The organism is Streptomyces nitrosporeus (assembly GCF_008704555.1).
GTDB classification, from domain to species: domain Bacteria; phylum Actinomycetota; class Actinomycetes; order Streptomycetales; family Streptomycetaceae; genus Streptomyces; species Streptomyces nitrosporeus.
The window spans coordinates 4,357,048-4,376,805 of record NZ_CP023702.1 but is presented as its reverse complement, the minus strand read 5'-3'; the positions used below and the strand labels follow the sequence as shown (position 1 = coordinate 4,376,805).

Below are 19,758 nucleotides of genomic sequence, written 5' to 3'. Positions count from 1 at the left end.
ATACCGGCCCTCTACTGGACACATCCGCGCCGGACCCGTCCGTACGCACCGCCGGGCGGTGGGCCGGCGGCCCCGGAACGGACCGTGCCGACGGCCCCCGGCACGACACGGCACGGCGCGGCACGCAGCACACGGCACGCACCGCACGCAGCTCGCAGCACCGCACCGCACCGCACCGCACGCGGCACGGCACGCGGCCCGGTCCCGACGGGGGTATCGGGACCGGGCCGCGTGGGTCCGGGTGACGGGGCCGGGATGCCACGGCCCGGTGGGAAGGGTTACTCGCGTGCGCCGATGAACTGGATGGCGCGGGCCTTGAGCGCCGCGCCGACCGGCAGGACCGTACCGACCACCGCGAGCAGGGTGGACACGGCGGCGACACCGATGACGGCCGCGTACGGCACCACGATCGGGGTCGCACCGAACAGCTGGAGCAGTGCTCCCCACAGTCCGGTCAGGTTGACGGCCGTGGCCGCCAGGGCGAGGACGACGCCGAGGGCGGAGACGAGCAGCGACTCGGCGACGAAGAACCGCAGGACCTGCCGCGGTGTCGCCCCCGCGGTCCGCAGCACCGCGAGGTCACGGCGCCGGTCCGCGGTCGCCATCAGCAGGGTGTTCAGGATCGCGATGAAGCAGAAGACCATGATGATGACCGCGGTGGACCGCTGCCGTACCTCGGTGAGGTGGCGTGCGTACGCGCTCTCCGAGGCGACCAGTTCGTCCCGGGTCATGAAGGCCGCGCCGCTGCCGGCCACCGCCTCACGGATCTCCGCGGTCACCGCGGTGTGGTCGGCGCCCTCCTCCAGGGTGATGTAGGCGCGCCGGGCGAGGCCGTCGCGGGCGTAGGCCGCCGTCGGGGCGAACCGCTGCGGCAGGTAGGCCACGTCCTCGCCGCGCAGCGCCTTGTAGGTGGCCGCGATCCGCAGTTCGACGCTCTGCCCGTCCGCCATCTCCACGGCCAGCGTCGACCCGACGTCCATGCCCCACAGGTCGGCGACGGCCGTGCTGTTGTCGTCGAGGTCGTCCAGGGACCCGTCGATGACGTCCAGGTCCATGGTGGCCTTCAGCGCGGCGGGGTCGACGACGAGCCCGTCGTTCTCGTCGTACCGGTCCTCGTCCTTGGTGTAGATCGTGGTGAGGACCGGCGCGGCGACCTGTACGCCGTCGATGGCCGCGACCCGCTCGATGACCTGCGGGCTGATGCCCGGCGTACCGTCGGGAGCCAGGGCGTACTGCGAACTGACCCGGTTCTGGAGGCCGTTGTCGCGTGCGGCTCCGAGCGAGTCGGTGGCCGCGAGCAGGGAGAAGGCCAGTCCGACGGTGAGCAGGACCGGCGCGGCCGTGGCCGCGGTGCGCCGGCGGGAGGTGAGCGCGCTCTCCCGTACGAGCATCGCGGTGGGCCCGGACAGGTTCCGGAAGGGCAGCATCAGCAGCTTGACGAGCGGCCCGACGACGAGGGGGGCGAGCACGGCGGCGGCCAGGACGGGCACCATCAGCGACACCACGTAGACGGTGGGCGAGAGCACGCTCGTCGGGGAGGCGACGGCGATCCAGCCGGTCCATCCGACCCCGCCCAGCAGGGCGGCGGCACCGAGCAGGGCCCGGCCTCGTGTCATCCCGGAGTCGTCGACCGACGCCTCGCGCAGCGCCTCGACCGGGCGGATGCCGCCGGCCCGGCGGGCCGCGGCCGCCGCACCGCCGACGGAGACCAGCAGGCCGACCAGGAAGGCGGCGGCGAGCGGCGCCAGGACGGTCCAGTGCAGCGACGGCTCCACCGTGAACCACTCGGGCGAGATGTCCATCGCGATGAGCATGTCGGCGAGCAGCTGCGCGCCGAACAGGCCCAGGACCGAGCCGATCGCCGAGGCGAGGACGCCGACGAGCAACGCCTCGTTGCGCACCATGGCACGCACCTGCCTGGGGGTCGCGCCGACCGTGCGCAGCAGCGCGACCTCGCGGCGGCGCTGGATCACGGCGAACGCGAAGGTGGAGGCCACGACGAAGATCGCGGTGGTACCCGCCACACTGGCCATCACCGGTACGAGCGTGATGGTGTTGTCCAGCGTCTCCCGGTCGCTCGCCTCGCTGGCGTCCGCCTTGTGCCGGTCCTGGCCGGTGAGTACCGCGACCCCGTCTCCGGCGGCGGCCCTCACCTCATCGACCGGACCGAGGGCCACCAGGGACTCGATGCGCGGGGAGAGCCGGGCGGCCTCCGCGTCGCTGAAGAAGACGGCGCTCTCCCAGCCGACCGGGGCGACGGTGCCGCTCACCGTGTACGAGGCGACACCCGACGCGGTCAGGACCGTCACCTTCTCACCGGTGCGGGCCTGGTCGGAGGGGACGACGATCTCCTTGTCCCCGGCCGGTTCGCTGCCGTCGGTGAGCCGGTAGCCGCCGAACCTGGCCACCGGCCAGGGGTGGCCGACCATGTCGTCCGGACCGCCCTCGACCTGGGCGTAGAAGGCGCGGTCGACCACTGTCTCACCGGTGGCGGCGACCTTCTCGCGGGTCTCGTCCGTGATGCCGCGGGCCGCGGCCGGCGACCGGATACCGAGGTCGTGGTGGGCCGGGTTCCAGTCGGGGTCGGAGGCCTGGACGACCGCCGGGGCCTGGGCGAACCGCTCCACCGGCCGGTCCGGCAGGTCGAGCATCGTCATGATGAGTAAGCCCATGGCGGCGACCTGCGCCACCCCCAGCACCAGGGCCACCACGGTTCCCAGGAACGACACCCACCGGGCCCGCAGGGTCTGGAAGGCGACCCCGATCACCGCGCCACCGCCAGATCCGTCATCCGCGCCGCGACCGCCTCCGCGGTCGGCGCACGCAGTTCGCCGACCAGACTGCCGTCGGCGAGGAACAGCACCCGGTCCGCGTACGCCGCCACGGTGGGATCGTGCGTGACCATCACGATGGTGGTGGTCACCCGCGTCTCACCGCCCGGCCCGCCCGGCTGCGCCGGAACCGGCCCGCCGGCCAGGCGGCGCAGTGTGTCGAGCAGTTCGCGCCCGGTGGTCAGGTCCAGCGCACCGGTGGGCTCGTCGGCGAAGAGCACCGCGGGCCGGGACACCAGCGCACGGGCGATGGCGACACGCTGCTGCTGCCCGCCGGACAGCTGGCTCGGGCGGCTGCCCGCCTTGGCCTCCAGCCCCACCTGCGCGAGCGCCGCCAGGACCGTCGCCCGTTTGGGCTTGCGTCCGGCCAGCCGCATGGGCAGTGCCACGTTCTGCTCGGCCGTCAGCGAGGGCAGCAGGTTGAACGACTGGAAGATGAAGCCGGTCCGGTCACGCCGGAGTTCGGTCAGCTCCGTCTCGTTCAGCCCGACGATGTCCTCACCGTCGATGAGGACCCGGCCCGAGCTGGGCCGGTCGAGTCCGGCCGCGCACTGGAGCAGGGTCGACTTCCCGGAGCCCGAGGGGCCCATGATGGCGGTGAAGCTCCCCCGGGGAAAGGACAGGGCGATCTCGCGCAGTGCCGTCACCGCACTGTCACCGGAGCCGTACGTCTTGGTCAGCGACTCTAGCCGCACTGCGTCATCCATCGGTTCTCCGCAATTCCAGGGTGGTGAGGGGATCGGCCGTCGACCCGTCCGCGACGGCAGCCGGCACCGGCTGTGCGGGCGGTTCGCTGTCCTGCCGGTCCTCGACGGCCGCGCCCTTCCGGGTGAACACCACGGCGGCGACGACGGCGAGAACCACCATCACCCCTGACACCAGCATCAGCGTGTGCCGGGAACCGACCGCCTCCAGCAGGTACCCCGTCGCCAGGGCACCCAGCGAACTCGCCCCCGACACCAGGAGCATGACGACACTGCCGACCCGCCCCTGCATGTTGTTCGGGGTGATACGCACCTGGTAGGACATGCCGGAGACCGTAACAGCGGCTCCTATATGCGACGTTATGAAGAAAAGAACACCAAGTGCCACGGGTTGCCGGAAAAATACCGCTGCGGGCATCACCACGGCCCAGAGCGTGTGCGCCAGGATCATGATCTGGCGCATCGCCAGCCGCTTGTTCAGCCAGCCTCCGGCCAGCGCCCCGAACAGTCCTCCCATACCGCCGCACGCCATGATCAGCCCGATGGTCCCGGCCGCACCGCCGTCCTCCCTGATCACCACGGCCACCGTGAGGATGAGTCCCTGGAAGACCAGATTGCTCCCCGCGATGATCAGCAGCGCCGTACGGAAGTAGGCCCGCCCCCACACCCAGCGCAGCCCGACGAGGATGTCGTCCCGCATCCTGCGCCGCTTGGCGGGCCGCGCCGGCGGCTCCTTCTCGCCGCGCAGACGCAGCAGGGTGATGAGGGAGAGCAGGTACAGCGTGACGCTGGACATGAAGGGCAGCCACGCGGACAGCCCGAACATCGCCCCGCTCGCCGGGTGTCCGACGAAGTTGACCCCGCGGGAGCGGGCCTCGTTCGTCGCCATGGCCGCGCCCAGCTGGGCCGGCGGCACCACACCGCGCACCATGGCCCGCTCGGAGAGCTGGTAGAAGACCGTCATGGTGCTCTGCACGAACGCCACCAGGGCGATGTGCCAGACCCGGACGGTGTCCCCGATGAGCGTCAGGGCGACCGTCGCCACCGCGACCATGCGCACGATGACGCAGACCATCATCACCCGCCGCCGGTTCAGGCGGTCCACCATCACCCCGGCCGGCAGCTGCACCAGCAGGGTCGGCAGCAGCGACGCGAACCCGACCAGCCCGGCCGCGCTCTCCGAGCCGGTGTGCCACAGCACGAGCAGGGTGAACGCCATGCCCGAGCAGCGCTCCGCCATGACGGACATGGCGGAGCCTGTCCACAGCAGCCGGAAGTCCCGGTAGCTGCGCAACGACGGGAGGGCGTGCTTGCGCCGCTCTCCCCGTTCTCCCCCGTCACCTCTCATGGGCGATCGGCCCAGCACCATTCCAGGACAGCCATCGCGCTGTGCAGTTTGTGCGTGGCCTGGGTGAACGCGATGCTGTGCGGGCCGTCCAGCACCTCGGCGGTGACCTCCTCGCCCCGGTGGGCGGGCAGGTCGTGCAGGAAGGCCGCCTCCGGGTTCCTCTCCCACAGGGCACCCGTGACCTGGAACGGCGTGAAGACCTCGTGCCAGTCGGCGGTCGGCTTACTGGTCCCGGTGGTCTGCCAGCGCGTGGTGTAGACGGCGTCGAACCCGGACGGCCGGTCGTCCATGCTGTGCAGCTCGGACACCTTCGACCCGCTGCGCCCGGCCTGCTCGACGGCGGTGGCGAGGATCTCCGGCGCCAGCCCGTACCCGGGCGGGGTGCGCAGTTCCAGCTCCGTACCGGGGAAGCGGGACAGCGCGAGGGCGAGAGCCGCGGCACTGTTGTTGCCCTCCCCCACGTACAGCACCCGCAGTCCGTCGATACGGCCGAAGTGGTGCTGCAGGGTGGTGAGGTCGGTGAGCCCCTGCGTCGGATGCTCCTCCGCGCTCATCGCGTTGACCACCGACATCCGCCCGCCGGCCGCCCAGGTCCGCATCTCCTCGGTGGCGTCCGCGGTACGGGCCACCAGCAGGTCCAGCATCCCGGAAAGCACCCGCCCGGTGTCCTCGGTGGTCTCCCCCGTGTTCAGCTGGAGATCGTCCGGCCCGAACGTCACGGTCCTCGCCCCGAGCCGCAGCGCACCGCTGGTGAAGGCCGTACGGGTACGGGTGGACGTCCGCCGGAAGTAGACACCGACGATCGTGTTCTTGAGCGACTCTGCCTGCGCGCCGGCGGCGAACTCCGCACCACGCCGGACGATGTCCCGCAGGTCCTCGTCGGTCAGGTCGCTGATGGAGATGAGGTGTCGTACAGACATGCTTTTCGCCTCTCGTCTCGTCTCGACGTGCTCAGTGGGACCGGGACACGGACCGCGCCGGGTCCTGAGACGCGGACGGTGCCTCGGTCGGCGCCTCGGACGGCACCTCGGACGGCACCTCGGACGCGGCCAGTTCGGCATCGATCTCGGCCCGGATCCGGTTCTCGATCTCGACGGCGAGCTGAGCGATCGTCGGACTCTCGAAGGCGACACGCATCGGCAGGTCCAGGTCGAACTCGTTCTGGAGGCGCGAGACCAGCCGGACGGCGAGGATCGAGTGGCCACCGAGGTCGAAGAAGCTGTCCTGGGTGCTCGCCTCCTTGCCCAGCAGATCGCGCCAGATGGCGGCGACGGCCTCCTCCGTCGGCGTACCGGGCGCGACGAAGGCGTCCGCGGTGACGGACTCGGGGTCGGGGAGGGCGCGGCGGTCGATCTTGCCGTTGGCGGTGAGCGGGAGGGCGTCGAGCCGGACGAAGAGGGAGGGGACCATGTACTCGGGCAGCGAGGCCCCGAGCGCTTCGGCCAGGCTGCCCGCGAGGTCCTCGGCGAGGCCGTCGGTGGTGCCGGCGACGTAGGCGATCAGGCGCTGGTCCTCGGAGACGACGACCGTCGCGTCGGTGACCTGGGGATGAGCGACCAGAGCCGCCCGGACCTCACCCAGCTCGATGCGATACCCCCGCACCTTGACCTGATCATCGATACGGCCCAAAAACTCCACCGCACCATCAGCACGCCACCGCACCAGATCACCCGTGCGATACAACCTCGCACCCGCCGGACCATACGGATCGGGCAGGAAACGCTCCGCCGTCACACCAGGACGGAACGCATACCCACGCGCCACCCCCACACCACCGACGAACAACTCCCCCACCGCACCCACCGGAACCGGACGCAAACCCCCGTCCAGCACCCGCATCACCATGTTCGGCAACGGCCGGCCGATCGGAACAACACCCTCATGAGCCCCGGTCAACGGAAAGACACACGTACCCACCGTCGCCTCGGTCGGCCCGTACTCATTGACCACCTGACCATCACCGAGCAGAACCCGCCAACGCTCCACCAACGCACCCGGCAACGCCTCACCCGCCACCACCACACGCGGCACCAGAGAAGAGATCTCCCCGTCCGACAGCTGACCCGAAAGCACCTCCAGATGCCCCGGAGTCAACTTCATGAACGCGAACGGACCCGCAGCCACCAGACTCTCGCCCAGCTCGGTCAGCTCACCGTCCCACAACCACACCCGCTGACCAGCAACCAACGGAGCCCACACATTCGGCACCACCAGATCGAACGCCACCGACGAGAACACCGGCGCACCACCCGACCCCGAACCCACCAACTCCCGCACAGCCCAGTCCACATGATTGACCAGACCCCGATGCGAAACCTGCACACCCTTCGGCCGCCCCGTCGAACCCGACGTGAACACCGTGTACGCCACACCATCCAAATCCGGCGACACCACAGGAGCAGACCCCGGGAACAAGGACACATCCTCATCCACCAACACCACCGACACACCCGGGGACCGGTCCGCATAATCCGCCGACGTCACCGCCACCGACACCCGCGCATCCGCGACCATCCCCGCCACACGCCCCACCGGCAACACCGGATCCAACGGAACGAACCCACCACCCGCACGCCACACCGCCAACAACGCCACCACCAGATCAACCGACCGATCCAGCAACACCGCAACCGACGACTCAACCCCCACACCAGCCGCAACCAACCGATGCGCCAACCGATTCGCCCGACCATCCAACTCACCAAACGACAACACCCGGCCACCAGCCGCCACCGCCACCTCATCCGGCGACTCAACAGCCCAACGACCCACCAACTCCGAAACCGAAACCTCCGGCACCACCACACCCGAGTCATTCCAGACCCGCAGGAGCCGGTGCTCGTGGACCGAGGTGATGTCGATGGCCGCGACGGGGGTGTCGGGGGCCGCGACGACTCCCTCGACCAGGCGGACGAAGTGGTCGGCCAGGCGCTCCATGGTGGACCGGTCGAACAGTGAACTGGCGTACTCCAGAGCACCGTTGAGCGATCCGTCGGTCTGGCGCCAGATGAACATCGTCAGGTCGGTCTTGGCGACCCGCCAGGCGCCCTGGAACGCGTCCATCAGGACCCCGTCGGTGGCCACCGAGGTGGCTCCCTCGTCCTGGAGGTCGAAGGCCGCCTGGTACAGGGGGGTGCGGGACAGGTCGCGTACCGGCTGGAGCTCGTCCACCAGGCGTTCGAACGGCAGTTCCTGGTGGGCGAATCCGGCCATGACGGTGTCCTTGGTGCGGCCCAGGAGCTCACCGAAGGTGGGGTCGCCGGTCAGGTCGCAGCGCATGACGAGGGAGTTGAGGAAGAAGCCGACCGTGCCTTCCGTCTCGGGGCGCAGGCGCCCGGTGACGGGGCTGCCGATGCCGAAGTCGTGCTGTCCGCTGTGCCGGGAGAGCAGTGCCGCGAAGACGGCGAGCAGGGTGGCGTACTGGGTCGCACCGTGCCTGCGGCCGATGCCGCTGAGGGCGTCCGCGAGCGGGGCCGGCACGGTGAAGCGCACGCCTTCCCCCTTGCCGTCGCGCCGGGCGGGGCGTGTCCGGTCGGTGTGCAGCTGGAGTTCGGGCATCCCCCGCAGGGCGCTCTTCCAGTACTCCAGTTCGCGGTCGAGGGCCTCGTCGTCGGAGCGGGTGGCCTGCCAGGCGGCGTAGTCCGCGTACTGCACCGTGAGTTCGGGGAGTTCCGGGGTGCGGCCTTCCAGTTCCGCCGCGCACAGTTCGCGTATCTCGCGTTCCATGAGCACCGTCGACCAGCCGTCGGTGGCGATGTGGTGGGTGGTGACCAGCAGGACCGGGCCGCCGTGGGGCACCCGTACGAGCAGGGCGCGCCAGAGCGGTCCCTCCGTGAGGTCGAAACCGCGGGCGAACTGCTCGCCGAAGAGCTCTTCCAGCGCCGATTCGCCGGCGTCCTCCACCCGCAGCTCCACCGGCTGCGGGGCGGTCACGGCCTGGCGGGGCTCCTCGCCCTCCAGGACGTACCGGGTGCGCAGGGACTCGTGGCGCTGTTCCAGGGTGTCCAGGGCCGCCTGCACCGTTTCCGCCCCGGTGCCCGCCGGCAGCCGCAGGAAGAGGGGGGCGACCCATTCGGGGCTGCCCGGGTGCATGCGGTCCAGGAACCACAGCCGGTGCTGCCCGAAGGAGAGCGGCAGCGGTACCTCGCGGCCCACCGGCACCACCTCGGGGACGGCGGGGCGCGCCTCCTCCAGGAGCCGGGCCTGGGCCTCGACCGTGGAGGCCGCGAAGAGGCCGCGGAGCTGGATGCTGTCGCCGGACGCCTTGCCGAGTGCGTCGGCCAGCCGGGTCAGGACCAGGGAGGATCCGCCGAGGGCGAAGAAGTCGTCGTGTACGCCGACCTGTTCGACCTGGAGCAGCTGTTCCCACACCTGGGCGACGAGCTGTTCGGCGACCGTACGGGGCGCGAGGTGGGCCGGCCCCCGTTCCGGTGTGCCGGTCCCGGCCTGTGCGGGGTCGGGCAGTGCCTTGCGGTCCACCTTGCCGTTGCTGGTCAGCGGGAAGGCGTCCACCGGCACGAAGAGGGCGGGGATCATCGGCTCGGGGAGCCGCTCGCGCAGGAAGCTGCGCAGTTCGTCGCGGGGGATGCGCCGGGCGGACACCAGATGGGCGACGAGCCGTTTCCCGCCGCCGGCGGCCGCTGCGGAACCGTTCGCCGCTCCGGCACCCGCCGCCCCGGCCGCCGGGTAGGCGCCGACCACGGCGCCCCGGACGTCGGGGTGGGCGTTGAGCGCGGCCTCCACCTCGGCCGGTTCGATACGCACACCGTTGACCTTGACCTGGTGGTCGACCCGGCCGAGGTAGGCGAGGGAGCCGTCCGAGCGCCAGCGGGCCAGGTCTCCCGTGCGGTACATGCGGCTGCCGGCCGGGCCGTGCGGGTCCGGCACGAAGCGGTCGGCGGTCTGGGCGGGGTTCCCGACGTAGCCGCGGGCCGTTCCGGTGCCGCCCGCGTACAGTTCGCCGACCACTCCGATCGGTACCGGGTCCAGCTCCTCGTCCAGCACGTACACCCGCATGTGGTCGATCGGCCGGCCGATCGGGACGGCCTCGGTGTGCAGCTCCGGGTCGAACTCCTGGCCGGTGACGTCGATGGAGCACTCGGTGGGCCCGTAGGTGTTCCACACCGTCGCCCCGGTGGGTTCGCCGAGCCTGCGGCACAGTTCGGCGTCGAGTGCCTCACCGGCGGAGAAGACCATCCGCAGCCCGGTGCACTCCGCCCAGCCGGGTTCGTCGGCGACCAGCCGCAGCACGGACGGCACGCCCTGGAGGACGGTGACGCCCTGCTCGGCGACCGTACGCACCAGGAGCGCGGGGTCCGATTCGGCCCCCGCCGGTGCCATCACCACGGTGCCGCCGGCGGCCAGCGGCGCGAACAGTTCCAGGGCAGCCGCGTCGAAGGTCAGCACGGTCTTCTGGAGCATCCGGTCGTCCGCCCCGATGCCCTGCCGGGCGACCGACCAGGCCACCCGGTTGGCGATCCCGCCGTGCTCGACGAGGACTCCCTTGGGGCGGCCCGTCGAACCCGAGGTGTAGGTGATGTAGGCGGCCTGGCGCAGGTCCACCGGTACGGGCTCGGCGTCGGCCTCCTCCGCGGTGGTGTCCAGGAACACCAGCTCGGCCCCTGCCGCCGCGCTGTCCAGGGCGCCCGCCGAGGCGTTCACGGTCAGTACGGTCCGGGCCCCGCTGTCCGCGATCATCCAGGAGATCCGCTCGGCCGGGTGGCCCGCGTCCAGCGGCACGTAGGCGGCGCCGGCCTTCCACACGCCGAGCAGGGCGGCGACGAGTTCCCTGCCGCGCGGCAGGCAGACGGCCACCCGCGACTCGGGGACGACGCCGCGTCCGCGCAGCAGCCGGGCGACGGCGTTCGCGCGGCGGTCCAGCTGCGCGTACGTCATCGGCCCCTGGGCGTCGTCGACCGCGATGGCGTGAGGGGAGCGGGCGGACTGCTGGGCGATCAGTTCGTGCAGCGGGACAGACATCTCTTCTCCAGAGGTGTTGATCAGTTGCAGCGTTCGGTTGCGGTGGCCCGGGGCAGGGCGCCCGGCCCGCCCTCGCGGGGTGGGCCGGGCGCCGCCCCCGGCCGGCTCTCGGAGCCTGCCGGTGTCGGAACACCCGGAGCACTCAAAGCACTTGGAGCATTCGGAGCGCCCGGAGCGCTCAAAGCACCCGGAGCGCCCGGAGTTCTCAGAACGTCGGGAGTTCTCAGAGCGTCGGGAGTTCTCAGAGCGTCGGGCCCGGCAGGAATCCGTCGATGCGGGTCCCGATGCCTCCCCGCCGTGCCTCGTCCCGGACGAAGGCGGCCAGCGCCAGGTCCAGGACGCCCAGGCCGAACGGGGAGTACACCAGTGGTTTCCCGTCCCGCGGCACGGGCCGGGCCGTCCCTCGCAGCAGCGCGCCGATCGGGGCGTGGACGAAGTCCCGTCCGCCGGTGTGCTGTTCCGCGAGGTGCAGCGAGGTCTGCTCGCGGCACACGTGGTCGGTGTCGTCGACCACGTTGTGCGCGCCGAGGACGGCCGGCACGGTCAGGTCGCGCAGCGAGATGTGGAGCACGGCGGTTCCGGGCGGGCAGGCGTCCAGGCCGGTGTGGGGGGTGGCGGCGGTCGTCGCGAAGGACACCAGGTCATGGGCGCCGAGCGCCTCGTCCAGGGTGGCGCAGTGACGTATCCTCGCGCCCGGCAGCAGGCGGGCGTGATCGGCGGTGAAGCGCTTGGCGCGTGCCATGTCCGTGTCGTGGACGGCCAGCGAGTCGAGGCCGGGCAGTTCGGCGGCCAGGAAGCGGAGCACCTCGCGGTTGATGACCCCGGTGCCGATGAGGGTGAGCCCGGTCGGCCTGCGGCCGCCGAGGAGTACCCGGGCGCCGAGCGCGGCGGAGGCCGCGGTCCGCCTGGCCGAGATCAGGGAGCCCTCGATCAGGGCCTCGGGGTGCCCGTTGTCCAGCGAGTTCAGCAGGACGGCGGCGCTGGCGCGTTCCAGTCCGGCGGCGACGTTGCCGGGGAAGGAGGAGATCCACTTCATTCCGGCGACCTCGCCGGCCCCGGACGCCTCCTCGCCCCGGTGACCGGGGGCCGGGGCGGCCCCGGTCCCCTCGTGCGACGCCTCTCCGAGGTATCCGGGCAGGCCGATGATCCGGTCCCTGGGCCGGTCGGGGAACCGCAGGAAGACCGAGTGCGGGAGCACCGTCCGGCCTTCGTCGTGCCGCTGGTAGGCGGCTGCGACGAGGTCGATGACCTCCTTCTCACGGCCGGCCAGCAGGCCTGCCACTTCACCGTGCTTGAGGATCAGCATGCGCCCACCGCCAGTGTGTGTTCGGGTTCGTTCCACAGATGTGAGACCTCTCCGAAGTGGGCGCGCACCCAGTCGTCGGAGTAGATGGTGTCGAGGTAGCGGTCCCCGCGGTCGGGGAAGATCATCACGCAGTTGCTGCCGGCCGGGATGCGGCCCGCGGTCTTCGTCAGGGCGGCGGTGACCGCACCCGACGAGCCGCCCGCGAGGATCGCCTCGCGGTGGGTCAGCGTCCGGCAGCCGACGACGCAGTCGAGGTCCGAGACGAGGACGACCTCGTCGGCCAGTGACGGGTCGAAGAGCGCCGGCTTGACCGCGGCACCGTGCCCGGGGAGCAGCCTCGGCGCGGACGGTCCGCCGAAGAGGACGCTGCCCATCGCGTCGACCCCGACGAGGGTGGTCGCCAGGCCCTGCTCCCGGATGTACTGCGCGCAGCCGGTCATGGTGCCGCCGGTGCCGGTGGAGCAGAACAGGTAGTCCACCCGTCCGTCCAGCGCCTCGGCGATCTCCCGCATCGTCTGCACGTGGGCCAGCGGGTTGAGCGGGTTGGCGTACTGGTTGGGCCAGTACGCGCCGGGGATCGAGGCGACCAGTTCGCGTACCCGCCGTACCCGCACGGGCAGGTAGGCGCGGGTCTCCGGGTCGGTCTCGGTGACCATCTCGACGGCGACCCGGTAGGCACGCAGGATCGCCAGGTTCTGCTGGGTGGTCTTGGGATCGACGACGCAGATGAAGTCGATGCCGTAGTAGCGGCAGATCTGCGCGATACCGATCGCCAGGTTGCCGGAGCTGGACTCCACGACGGTGGACCGTCCGGGCACCAGTTCCCCGCTGCGGATCCTGCCCAGCAGCATCGAGAGCGCCGAGCGGTCCTTGACGCTGCCACCGGGGTTGAACGCCTCCAGCTTCGCGAAGACACGCGACCCGAAGCGGGGCAGCAGCCCGCCGAGTTCGACCAGGTGGGTGTTGCCCACGCCGTCGAGGATGCCGCGCAGCACCGGCGGCTTCATGAGGCCACGCCCGCGCCGCCGCCCATGGCCAGCAGCGAGCGCTTCTCGGCCGCGTCCGTCAGCGGAAGACGGGACAGGGGCACCTCGGGGGTGTCGCCGGCCGCCGTCATGATGCGGATGAACTGGCCGAAGAGGCTTTCCGCGGTGGCCTTCTCGAAGAGCGCGGTGTCGTAGCGCAGGGCCAGGGTGAGGCCGTGGACGTCCCGGGTCACCTCGATGGCGATGTCGCACTGGCCTTCCAGATGCGGGATCTCCAGGTAGGTGGTGGTCACACCGGCGACGTCGATGGGCACCCCGGCGACCGCCCCGCCCAGCTCCGTACCGAAGGCGTCCGTGGTGACCATGGTCATGGAGATGCGGTACAGCGGGCCGTCGGCCGCGGCCGCCCGTGCGACCAGCGGATAGGGGTAGGTGGCGCGTGCGGTGGCCTGCCTGAGCCGCTCGTTGGCGGCGGCGGTGACCTCGCCGATCGGGGTGCGCCGGTCGAGTACGGCCCTGATCAGCACGGGGTTCACGAAGTAGCCGATGACCTCCTTGGCGGCCGACCGGCGTACGGAGGCCGGGCAGGCGATCAGGAAGTCGGTCTGCCCGGACCACCGGTTGACCAGGGCCTGGAGGGAGCCGAGGGCCAGGGCGAACTGGGAGATCTCCTGTTCGGCCGCGGCCCGCTTCAGCCGTTCCGCGAGCTCGTCGGGGAGCCGGCGGACGAGGCTGGCTCCGGTGAACGAGGACGTGGCCGGCCGGGGCCTGTCCGTGAGGAGTTCGGCGGGGCCCGATCCCTCGCACTGCTCGCGCCAGAACTCCGCCTGGCGCTGCCCGCGCGAGGAGTCGAGCAGGGCCCGCTCGCTCTCCACGAAGTGGTCGTAGGGGACGGCGAGGGGGGCCCATTCCGGTTCACCGCCGCCGGCGTACGCCCGGTAGGCGTCCAGCAGATCGCGCCACAGCAGCCACTGGGACGCGGCGTCGGTGGCGATGTGGTGGGTCAGGGCGAGCAGCACGGCATCCGTGCGGCGCCGCCAGAGCACCAGCCGGAAGGGGCCCTCGCCGGAGAGTTCGAAGGGGGTCGCGGCCTCCGCCTCGACGAGGCTCCGCAGCTGTGCGTCGTCCGCGTCCGGGACGTCGCGTACGACGAGTTCGCCGGTCTAGCCCGGGGCCTTCTCCACCCGCCGGGGACTTCCGTCGGCCACGACGTACACCGAACGCAGCATGGGGTGCCGTCCGGTGAGCGCCCGGGCCGCCCGCGCCAGGACCTCAGGGTCCGGCGCGGGCTCCATCCGGACACCACCCGCGAGGTTGTAGGTCGCGCTGCCGGGGGCCAGTTCATGGAGCAGCCATAGCCCCTCCTGGCCCACCGACAGGGGCTTCGCCCCGCCCATGGGGTCCGTGTGGGCCATGGGTCAGACTCCTGCCTTGTCCGCGGCGAGGAAGTCGGCGACGTCGGACACGCGCAGCAGGTCACCGACCTTCTCGTCGGGAACTGTTTGGTTGAAGGCCTTCTCCACCGCGGCCAGCAGGTCGATACGGGTGAGGGAGTCCATGCCGAGCTCCTCGAAGCTGGAGTCGGCGGTGACCTCGGCGTCCAGGTCCGGGGCGGTGCGCAGGGTGAGGTTGATGATCTCGACGATCAGTTCGTCTCGGGTCATGGCCTGTCTCTCCATCGGTAGGCACGCGCGGGGCGTGGATGTACGTGCGGTGATCGGTGGTGCGGTGATCGGTGGTGCGGTGGTGCGGTCCGGGGCCCGGGGCTGTGCCCGGGCGGTGCGCCCGGGGCGGCATGCCGGGGCCCGTCAGGGCATCCGGACGACCTGGCCGGCGTACGTCAGCCCGGCGCCGAAGCCGAGCAGCAGGACGTTGTCGCCGGGGGTGGCGCGGCCGCTGTCCTTGAGCCTGTTCAGCGCCAGCGGCACCGAGGCGGCCGAGGTGTTGCCGGTGTCGACGACGTCGTTGACGACGCGCTCCGGCGGCAGCTCCAGGTTGGCGGCGAGGGTCTTGATGATCCGGTTGTTGGCCTGGTGCGGCACGAACCAGTCGATGTCCTTCAGTTCGATCCCGGCGGCGGCGCACGCCCGGTGGGCGACCTCCGGCATGGTGGCCGTGGACCACTTGTAGACGAGCGGGCCGTTCATCGCGACGTACTCCCGGCCGTCCGCCTTCTCGGTGATGCCGAGGACGTCGTGCCGTGCGCCGTCGCTGCCCCAGACCGCCGGGCCGATGCCGGGCTGGTCCGAGCGGGAGACCACCGCGGCTCCGGCTCCGTCTCCGAAGATGACGAAGGTGTCGGGGTCGTTCGGGTCGATCCACTCACTGGTCCGCTCGGCGCCGACGACCAGCACGTTGCGGGCCTCGCCGAGGCGCACCGCGTTGGAGGCCATGGCCAGTGAGTAGGTGAAGCCTGCGCAGACCGCGTTCAGGTCGTACGCACCGGAGTTGGGCAGGCCGATCCGGCTGGCCACCTCGGGGGCGATGCCGGGCATCCGGCGCCGGCGGGTGGCGCTGGCGACGATCGTCAGGTCCACCTCGGCGGGGTCGATGTCGGCCGAGACGACCGCCTTCTCGCCCGCCGCCGCCGACATCGTGACCAGGTCCTCCTCCTCGGAGGCGTGGTGGCGGGTTCTGATACCGGTCCGGCCCTCGATCCACTCGGGCGAGACCGTGGTCAGCGGTGACAGCTCCTCGTTGGACACCAGCCGGGCCGGCCGGTACACCGCCAGTCCCGTGATCCGTGATCCGTACGTCTCGAACTCGAACATCCGTGGTCTCCCCATCGGTCCGTCGGCGTCAGGCGTCCGACGGCTCTGCCATGGCCACGGCGATCCGCCGCGGTCCGGTGAACGGCTCGCGCGCGTGCGCGGCGAGCATGTTGTCGACGACCAGGACGTCGTCGCGCTGCCAGTCGAAGCGGACCGAGGCCGACCGGTAGGCGGCCCTCAGGTGGTCGGCCACCTCGTCGGGGATGGCCCCGCCGTCCCCGTAGAAGGTGTTCGTGGGCAGGTCCTCGTCGGCGAAGATCGCGCGCAGTCCGGCGCCGACCTCCGGCGCGAGGGTGCCGACGTGGAAGAACGTCGCGTGGTTGAACCACACCTCTTCGCCGGTGACCGGGTGGCGGTGCACGGCCTTGCGCACCGCGGTGGTGCGCAGCCCGCCGTCGGGCCGCCACTCGGCGTCGATCCCGCGCTCCCGGCAGTACGCCACCACCCCGTCCTTGTCCGAGGTGTTGAACGCCTCCTGCCACGGCACCCCGAAACCGGCGTGGAAGTTGCGCACCACCTGCCAGCCGCGTGCCTCGAACTCCGCCCTGACCCCGGGATCGACGGCCCGCAGCACCCGGCGGATGTCGGCGAGCGGGGTGGCGCCTTGGGTGAGGGGCGGTTCGGCGCAGAAGAAGTACAGGGTCCGCGGCCACACCGCCTGGTAGGAGTTCTCGTTGTGGAGGAAGATCTCCTCGTCCGGTGGGTAGTCGGTCGAGGTGTAGACCTGGCCCTTGATGGTGCTGCGGGGTGAGGAACGCTCGGCGTACGCCAGCGGCGGGGTGCCGGAGAAAGCCCGGACGGTCCCGTCGAAGCCGTCGACGCCGCCCACCTCGAACCCGCGCAGCAGCAGGGCGCCGCGTTCGGTGAGCAGGGCGCGCAGCTCCGCCCGGTTCGCGTCGATGTACTCGTGGATGCCGGTGCCGGGCGCATCGGGGCGCCGTACCCCGGGCACCGTCCCCTCGCCCGCCCAGCCGGCGGGTGTCTCTTCCGAGGTGATGGTCGTCATGATCAGTGGTCCGCTCCGTGATCCGCCGTGTCGGTTCCGTGGTCCGCCGTATCGGTTCTGTGGTCCGCCGTGTCAGTCGGACATCGCGACGAGAACCCGGCGGTCCCCGGTGAACGGCCTGCGCCCGTGGGCCAGCAGCACGTTGTCGATGAGCAGCAGGTCGCCCTGGCACCAGTCGACGTCGACGGCCGCCTCCAGGCCCCGGTCGCGGATCTGGGCGACGTACTCGGCGGGGATCGGGCTGCCGTCGGCGAACCGCACCGACTGGGGGAGCTCGTCCTCGGAGAGGATCTGGGCGAGTTCGGCGGCGGTGTCGTCCCCGAGTCCGGCCGGGTGCCACTGGTCGGCCTGGTTGAACCACACCTCCGCCCCGGTGACCGGGTGTTCGACGGTGGCCGGGCGGTAGGACTCGACGCGCAGGCTGCCGTCGCGCCGCCACTCCCACTCGGCGCCGGCGGTCTTCAGGAACGCCTCCACCTCCGCGCGGTCGGAGCTCTCGAAGGTGTCCTGCCAGCTCTTGCCGAGGCCGTAGCCGTCGTGCAGGTTCTGGACGTAGCGCACACCCCCGGCGAAGGCGTCGCGCACCTCCTCGTCCAGGACGGCCAGCCAGCGCTCGGCGTCCAGCACCGGGGTGGCGCCGCCGGTGCCGGGCTGGATCTGGCAGTAGAAGGCGAGGCGGGACGGCCAGGCGTGGGCGTAGCTCATCTCGCTGTGCATCGAGATGGTGAATTCCTGCGGGTACTCGGTCGAGGTGTAGACGTTGCCGCCGACCTTCGTACGGGGCGAGTTGCCGTGGACGTACGCCAGCCGGTTCGGCAGCAGCCGGTCCAGGGCGGTGTCCAGTGTCCCGGGGGTGATCCCGAAGCCCCGGAAGACCAGGGCCTTCTCCTTGACCAGGGTGGCGGCCAGGCCGGGTTCCAGCCCGTCCAGACGGCTCAGCAGCTCGGCCGTACCGCCCTCGCCCTTCGCCTCGATCTCCAGTGGCGCCCAGGACGTCGCAGTCGTCACGGTGCCGCTCCTCTCGCTGTTGTGGTGAAAGCCGCGTGGTGAAAGCCGTGCGGTGGAAGCCGTGCGGTGGAAGCCGTGCGGTGGAAGCCGTGCGGTGGTGAAAGCCGTGCGGTGAAAGCCGTGCGTGAAAGCCGCGGGAGCCTCCGGCGGCTCCGGGTGCGCCCTTCGGCACACCGGCCGCGTGGACCCCGTGCGGCCGTGCCCGGGCGGGTGCTTCCGGCCCGCCGGCTGTGCCCGGACCCCGCCCCGGACGTGCTCAGGCCCGCAGTCCGGACGTGCTCAGGCCCGCAGTCCGGACGGGATCCGGGCCAGCCGCTCCGCGATGTCCGCGGTCAGCTCCGCCTCCCGGGGGGCGAGGTAGAAGTGGTCTCCGGGGAACGACCGCAGTGTGAAACCGCCGGTCGTCAGCTCGCCCCACGCCGTCAGCCGGGCGTGGGAGACCCCGGGGTCCCGGTCGCCCGCGTACGCGACGACCGGTGCGCGCAGCACCGCCGGGTGGTGCGGACGGTAGGTCTCGATGAGCTTGTAGTCGGAACGCAGCACCGGCAGCAGCAGCTCGCGCAGCTCCGGTACGGCATAGGGGTCGCCGCCCAGTGTGCCCAGCCGGGACACCCCGGCCACCAGCACGTCGTCGGCCGCCCGGTGCAGGGCGGTGGGCGAGGCGTGGTGCGGGGCGTTGCGCGCCGACACCAGGACCGCGACGGGCCCTTCACCGCCCGCGGCCTCCTGCCGGGCCGCCACCTCGTACGCCACCGAGGCACCCATGCTGTGGCCGAAAAGCGCCGTCGGTACCCCGCTGTAGGAGGTGAGCGCCTCCGAGACCCGGTCGGCCAGCTCGTCCATCGACTCGACGCACGGCTCACCCATCCGCTCCTGCCGGCCCGGGTACCGGACGGCGAGGACCTCGATGTCCGCGGGCAGCCGCGACGACCAGCCGTGGAACAGCTGGGCGTTGCCGCCGGCGTGCGGGAAGCACACCAGCCGCACCCTGGGGGCGGAGCCGCGCGGGTACCTGCGGAACCAGGTCTCGGAGGAGGCACTCACAGCGCCACGCCTCCGTCGATGCGGATGACCTGGCCGGTGATGTACTCGGCCTGGGGGGAGGCCAGGAAGGAGACCAGCGAGGCGACCTGCTCCGGTGTGCCGAAACACCCCATCGGGATGCGGGTCAGCGCGTCCTTCACGATGGCCTCCGGCACCCCGGCGACCATCTCGGTGTCGATGAATCCCGGGGCGACGGCGTTGGCCCGCACCCCGTAGCGCCCGAACTCCTTGGCCAGCGCCTGGGTCAGGCCGATGATCCCGGCCTTGGACGCGGAGTAGTTCGTCTGCCCCGCGTTGCCGACGACACCCGCCACCGACGAGAGGGTGACGACCGTGCCCGTACGGCGCCGGATCATCGACCGGACCACCGAGCGCAGCAGGTTGTAGGTGCCGTCGAGGTTGGTGCTCAGCACCGAGTCCCACTCGTCGTCCGACATCAGCGCCAGCGGCCGGTCACGGGTGATACCCGCCGAGGTGACCACCGCCGACACCGGGCCCAGCCCCGACTCGACGTCCGCGACGAACGCCCGGACACCGACCCGGTCGGCCACGTCGACCCGGCGGACGAGGGCGCGCCTGCCCGCGGCCCGGATCTCCTTCTCGACCTGCTCCGCGGCCGCGTCGTCGGCGCGATAGCAGAGCGCGACGTCGAAACCGTCGTGGGCGAGACGGGTGGCCACCGCCCGCCCGATTCCGCGCGACCCCCCGGTCACCAGTGCCACCTGTGCCTCTTGGTCCGGCATGCTGCCCCCATCCGTTCGAATGAGTCGAGCGT

The 19,758-nt window shown here is 71.6% G+C and carries 13 protein-coding genes and 1 pseudogene; all 14 read right to left on the bottom strand.

Annotated features, from left to right (window positions below; genetic code table 11):
* Positions 1-278 precede the first annotated feature (278 nt).
* Positions 279-2,768, bottom strand: a complete 2,490-nt coding sequence (locus CP967_RS19510; RefSeq protein WP_167535411.1) for an FtsX-like permease family protein — start codon at positions 2,766-2,768, stop codon at positions 279-281.
* On the bottom strand, positions 2,765-3,538 hold the full coding sequence (locus tag CP967_RS19505) for an ABC transporter ATP-binding protein (protein ID WP_150489192.1): 774 nt from the start codon (positions 3,536-3,538) through the stop codon (positions 2,765-2,767). The genes CP967_RS19510 and CP967_RS19505 overlap by 4 nt, the downstream gene beginning before the upstream one ends.
* Positions 3,531-4,829, bottom strand: a complete 1,299-nt coding sequence (locus CP967_RS19500) for an MFS transporter (RefSeq protein ID WP_167535410.1) — start codon at positions 4,827-4,829, stop codon at positions 3,531-3,533. The genes CP967_RS19505 and CP967_RS19500 overlap by 8 nt, the downstream gene beginning before the upstream one ends.
* Before the next feature lie 50 nt (positions 4,830-4,879).
* Positions 4,880-5,803 carry an ornithine carbamoyltransferase gene (locus tag CP967_RS19495; RefSeq protein ID WP_150489190.1) on the bottom strand — a complete coding sequence of 308 codons (924 nt, stop codon included), beginning with the start codon at positions 5,801-5,803 and terminating at the stop codon, positions 4,880-4,882.
* A 31-nt stretch (positions 5,804-5,834) separates the two neighbouring features.
* Entirely contained in the window at positions 5,835-10,862 is a 5,028-nt protein-coding gene (locus tag CP967_RS19490) for a non-ribosomal peptide synthetase (protein ID WP_150489189.1), read from the bottom strand.
* 241 nt (positions 10,863-11,103) lie between these two features.
* Positions 11,104-12,168, bottom strand: a complete 1,065-nt coding sequence (gene sbnB, locus CP967_RS19485) for a 2,3-diaminopropionate biosynthesis protein SbnB (RefSeq protein WP_150489188.1) — start codon at positions 12,166-12,168, stop codon at positions 11,104-11,106.
* Positions 12,162-13,175 carry a 2,3-diaminopropionate biosynthesis protein SbnA gene (sbnA, locus tag CP967_RS19480; protein ID WP_150489187.1) on the bottom strand — a complete coding sequence of 338 codons (1,014 nt, stop codon included), beginning with the start codon at positions 13,173-13,175 and terminating at the stop codon, positions 12,162-12,164. Before sbnA ends, sbnB begins: the two co-directional genes overlap by 7 nt.
* Positions 13,172-14,551 (bottom strand): annotated as a pseudogene (locus CP967_RS19475) (condensation domain-containing protein). Before CP967_RS19475 ends, sbnA begins: the two are co-directional and overlap by 4 nt.
* A gap of 21 nt (positions 14,552-14,572) precedes the next feature.
* Positions 14,573-14,818: an acyl carrier protein gene (locus CP967_RS19465; protein WP_167535409.1), complete on the bottom strand. Its 246-nt coding sequence runs from the start codon at positions 14,816-14,818 to the stop codon at positions 14,573-14,575.
* Between the two features lie 144 nt (positions 14,819-14,962).
* The gene (locus tag CP967_RS19460) at positions 14,963-15,925 is read right to left on the bottom strand and encodes a beta-ketoacyl-ACP synthase III (RefSeq protein ID WP_150489183.1); all 963 of its coding nucleotides are present in this window, start codon (positions 15,923-15,925) and stop codon (positions 14,963-14,965) included.
* A gap of 28 nt (positions 15,926-15,953) precedes the next feature.
* Positions 15,954-16,931: a TauD/TfdA family dioxygenase gene (locus CP967_RS19455; RefSeq protein ID WP_150489182.1), complete on the bottom strand. Its 978-nt coding sequence runs from the start codon at positions 16,929-16,931 to the stop codon at positions 15,954-15,956.
* A 72-nt stretch (positions 16,932-17,003) separates the two neighbouring features.
* On the bottom strand, positions 17,004-17,939 hold the full coding sequence (locus CP967_RS19450) for a TauD/TfdA family dioxygenase (RefSeq protein ID WP_150489181.1): 936 nt from the start codon (positions 17,937-17,939) through the stop codon (positions 17,004-17,006).
* Between the two features lie 279 nt (positions 17,940-18,218).
* Complete coding sequence (locus CP967_RS19445; RefSeq protein WP_190175395.1) at positions 18,219-18,983, bottom strand: thioesterase II family protein; 765 nt, start codon at positions 18,981-18,983, stop codon at positions 18,219-18,221.
* Positions 18,980-19,726 carry a 3-oxoacyl-[acyl-carrier-protein] reductase gene (fabG, locus tag CP967_RS19440; protein WP_150489180.1) on the bottom strand — a complete coding sequence of 249 codons (747 nt, stop codon included), beginning with the start codon at positions 19,724-19,726 and terminating at the stop codon, positions 18,980-18,982. The genes CP967_RS19445 and fabG overlap by 4 nt, the downstream gene beginning before the upstream one ends.
* Between the last annotated feature and the right edge of the window lie 32 nt (positions 19,727-19,758).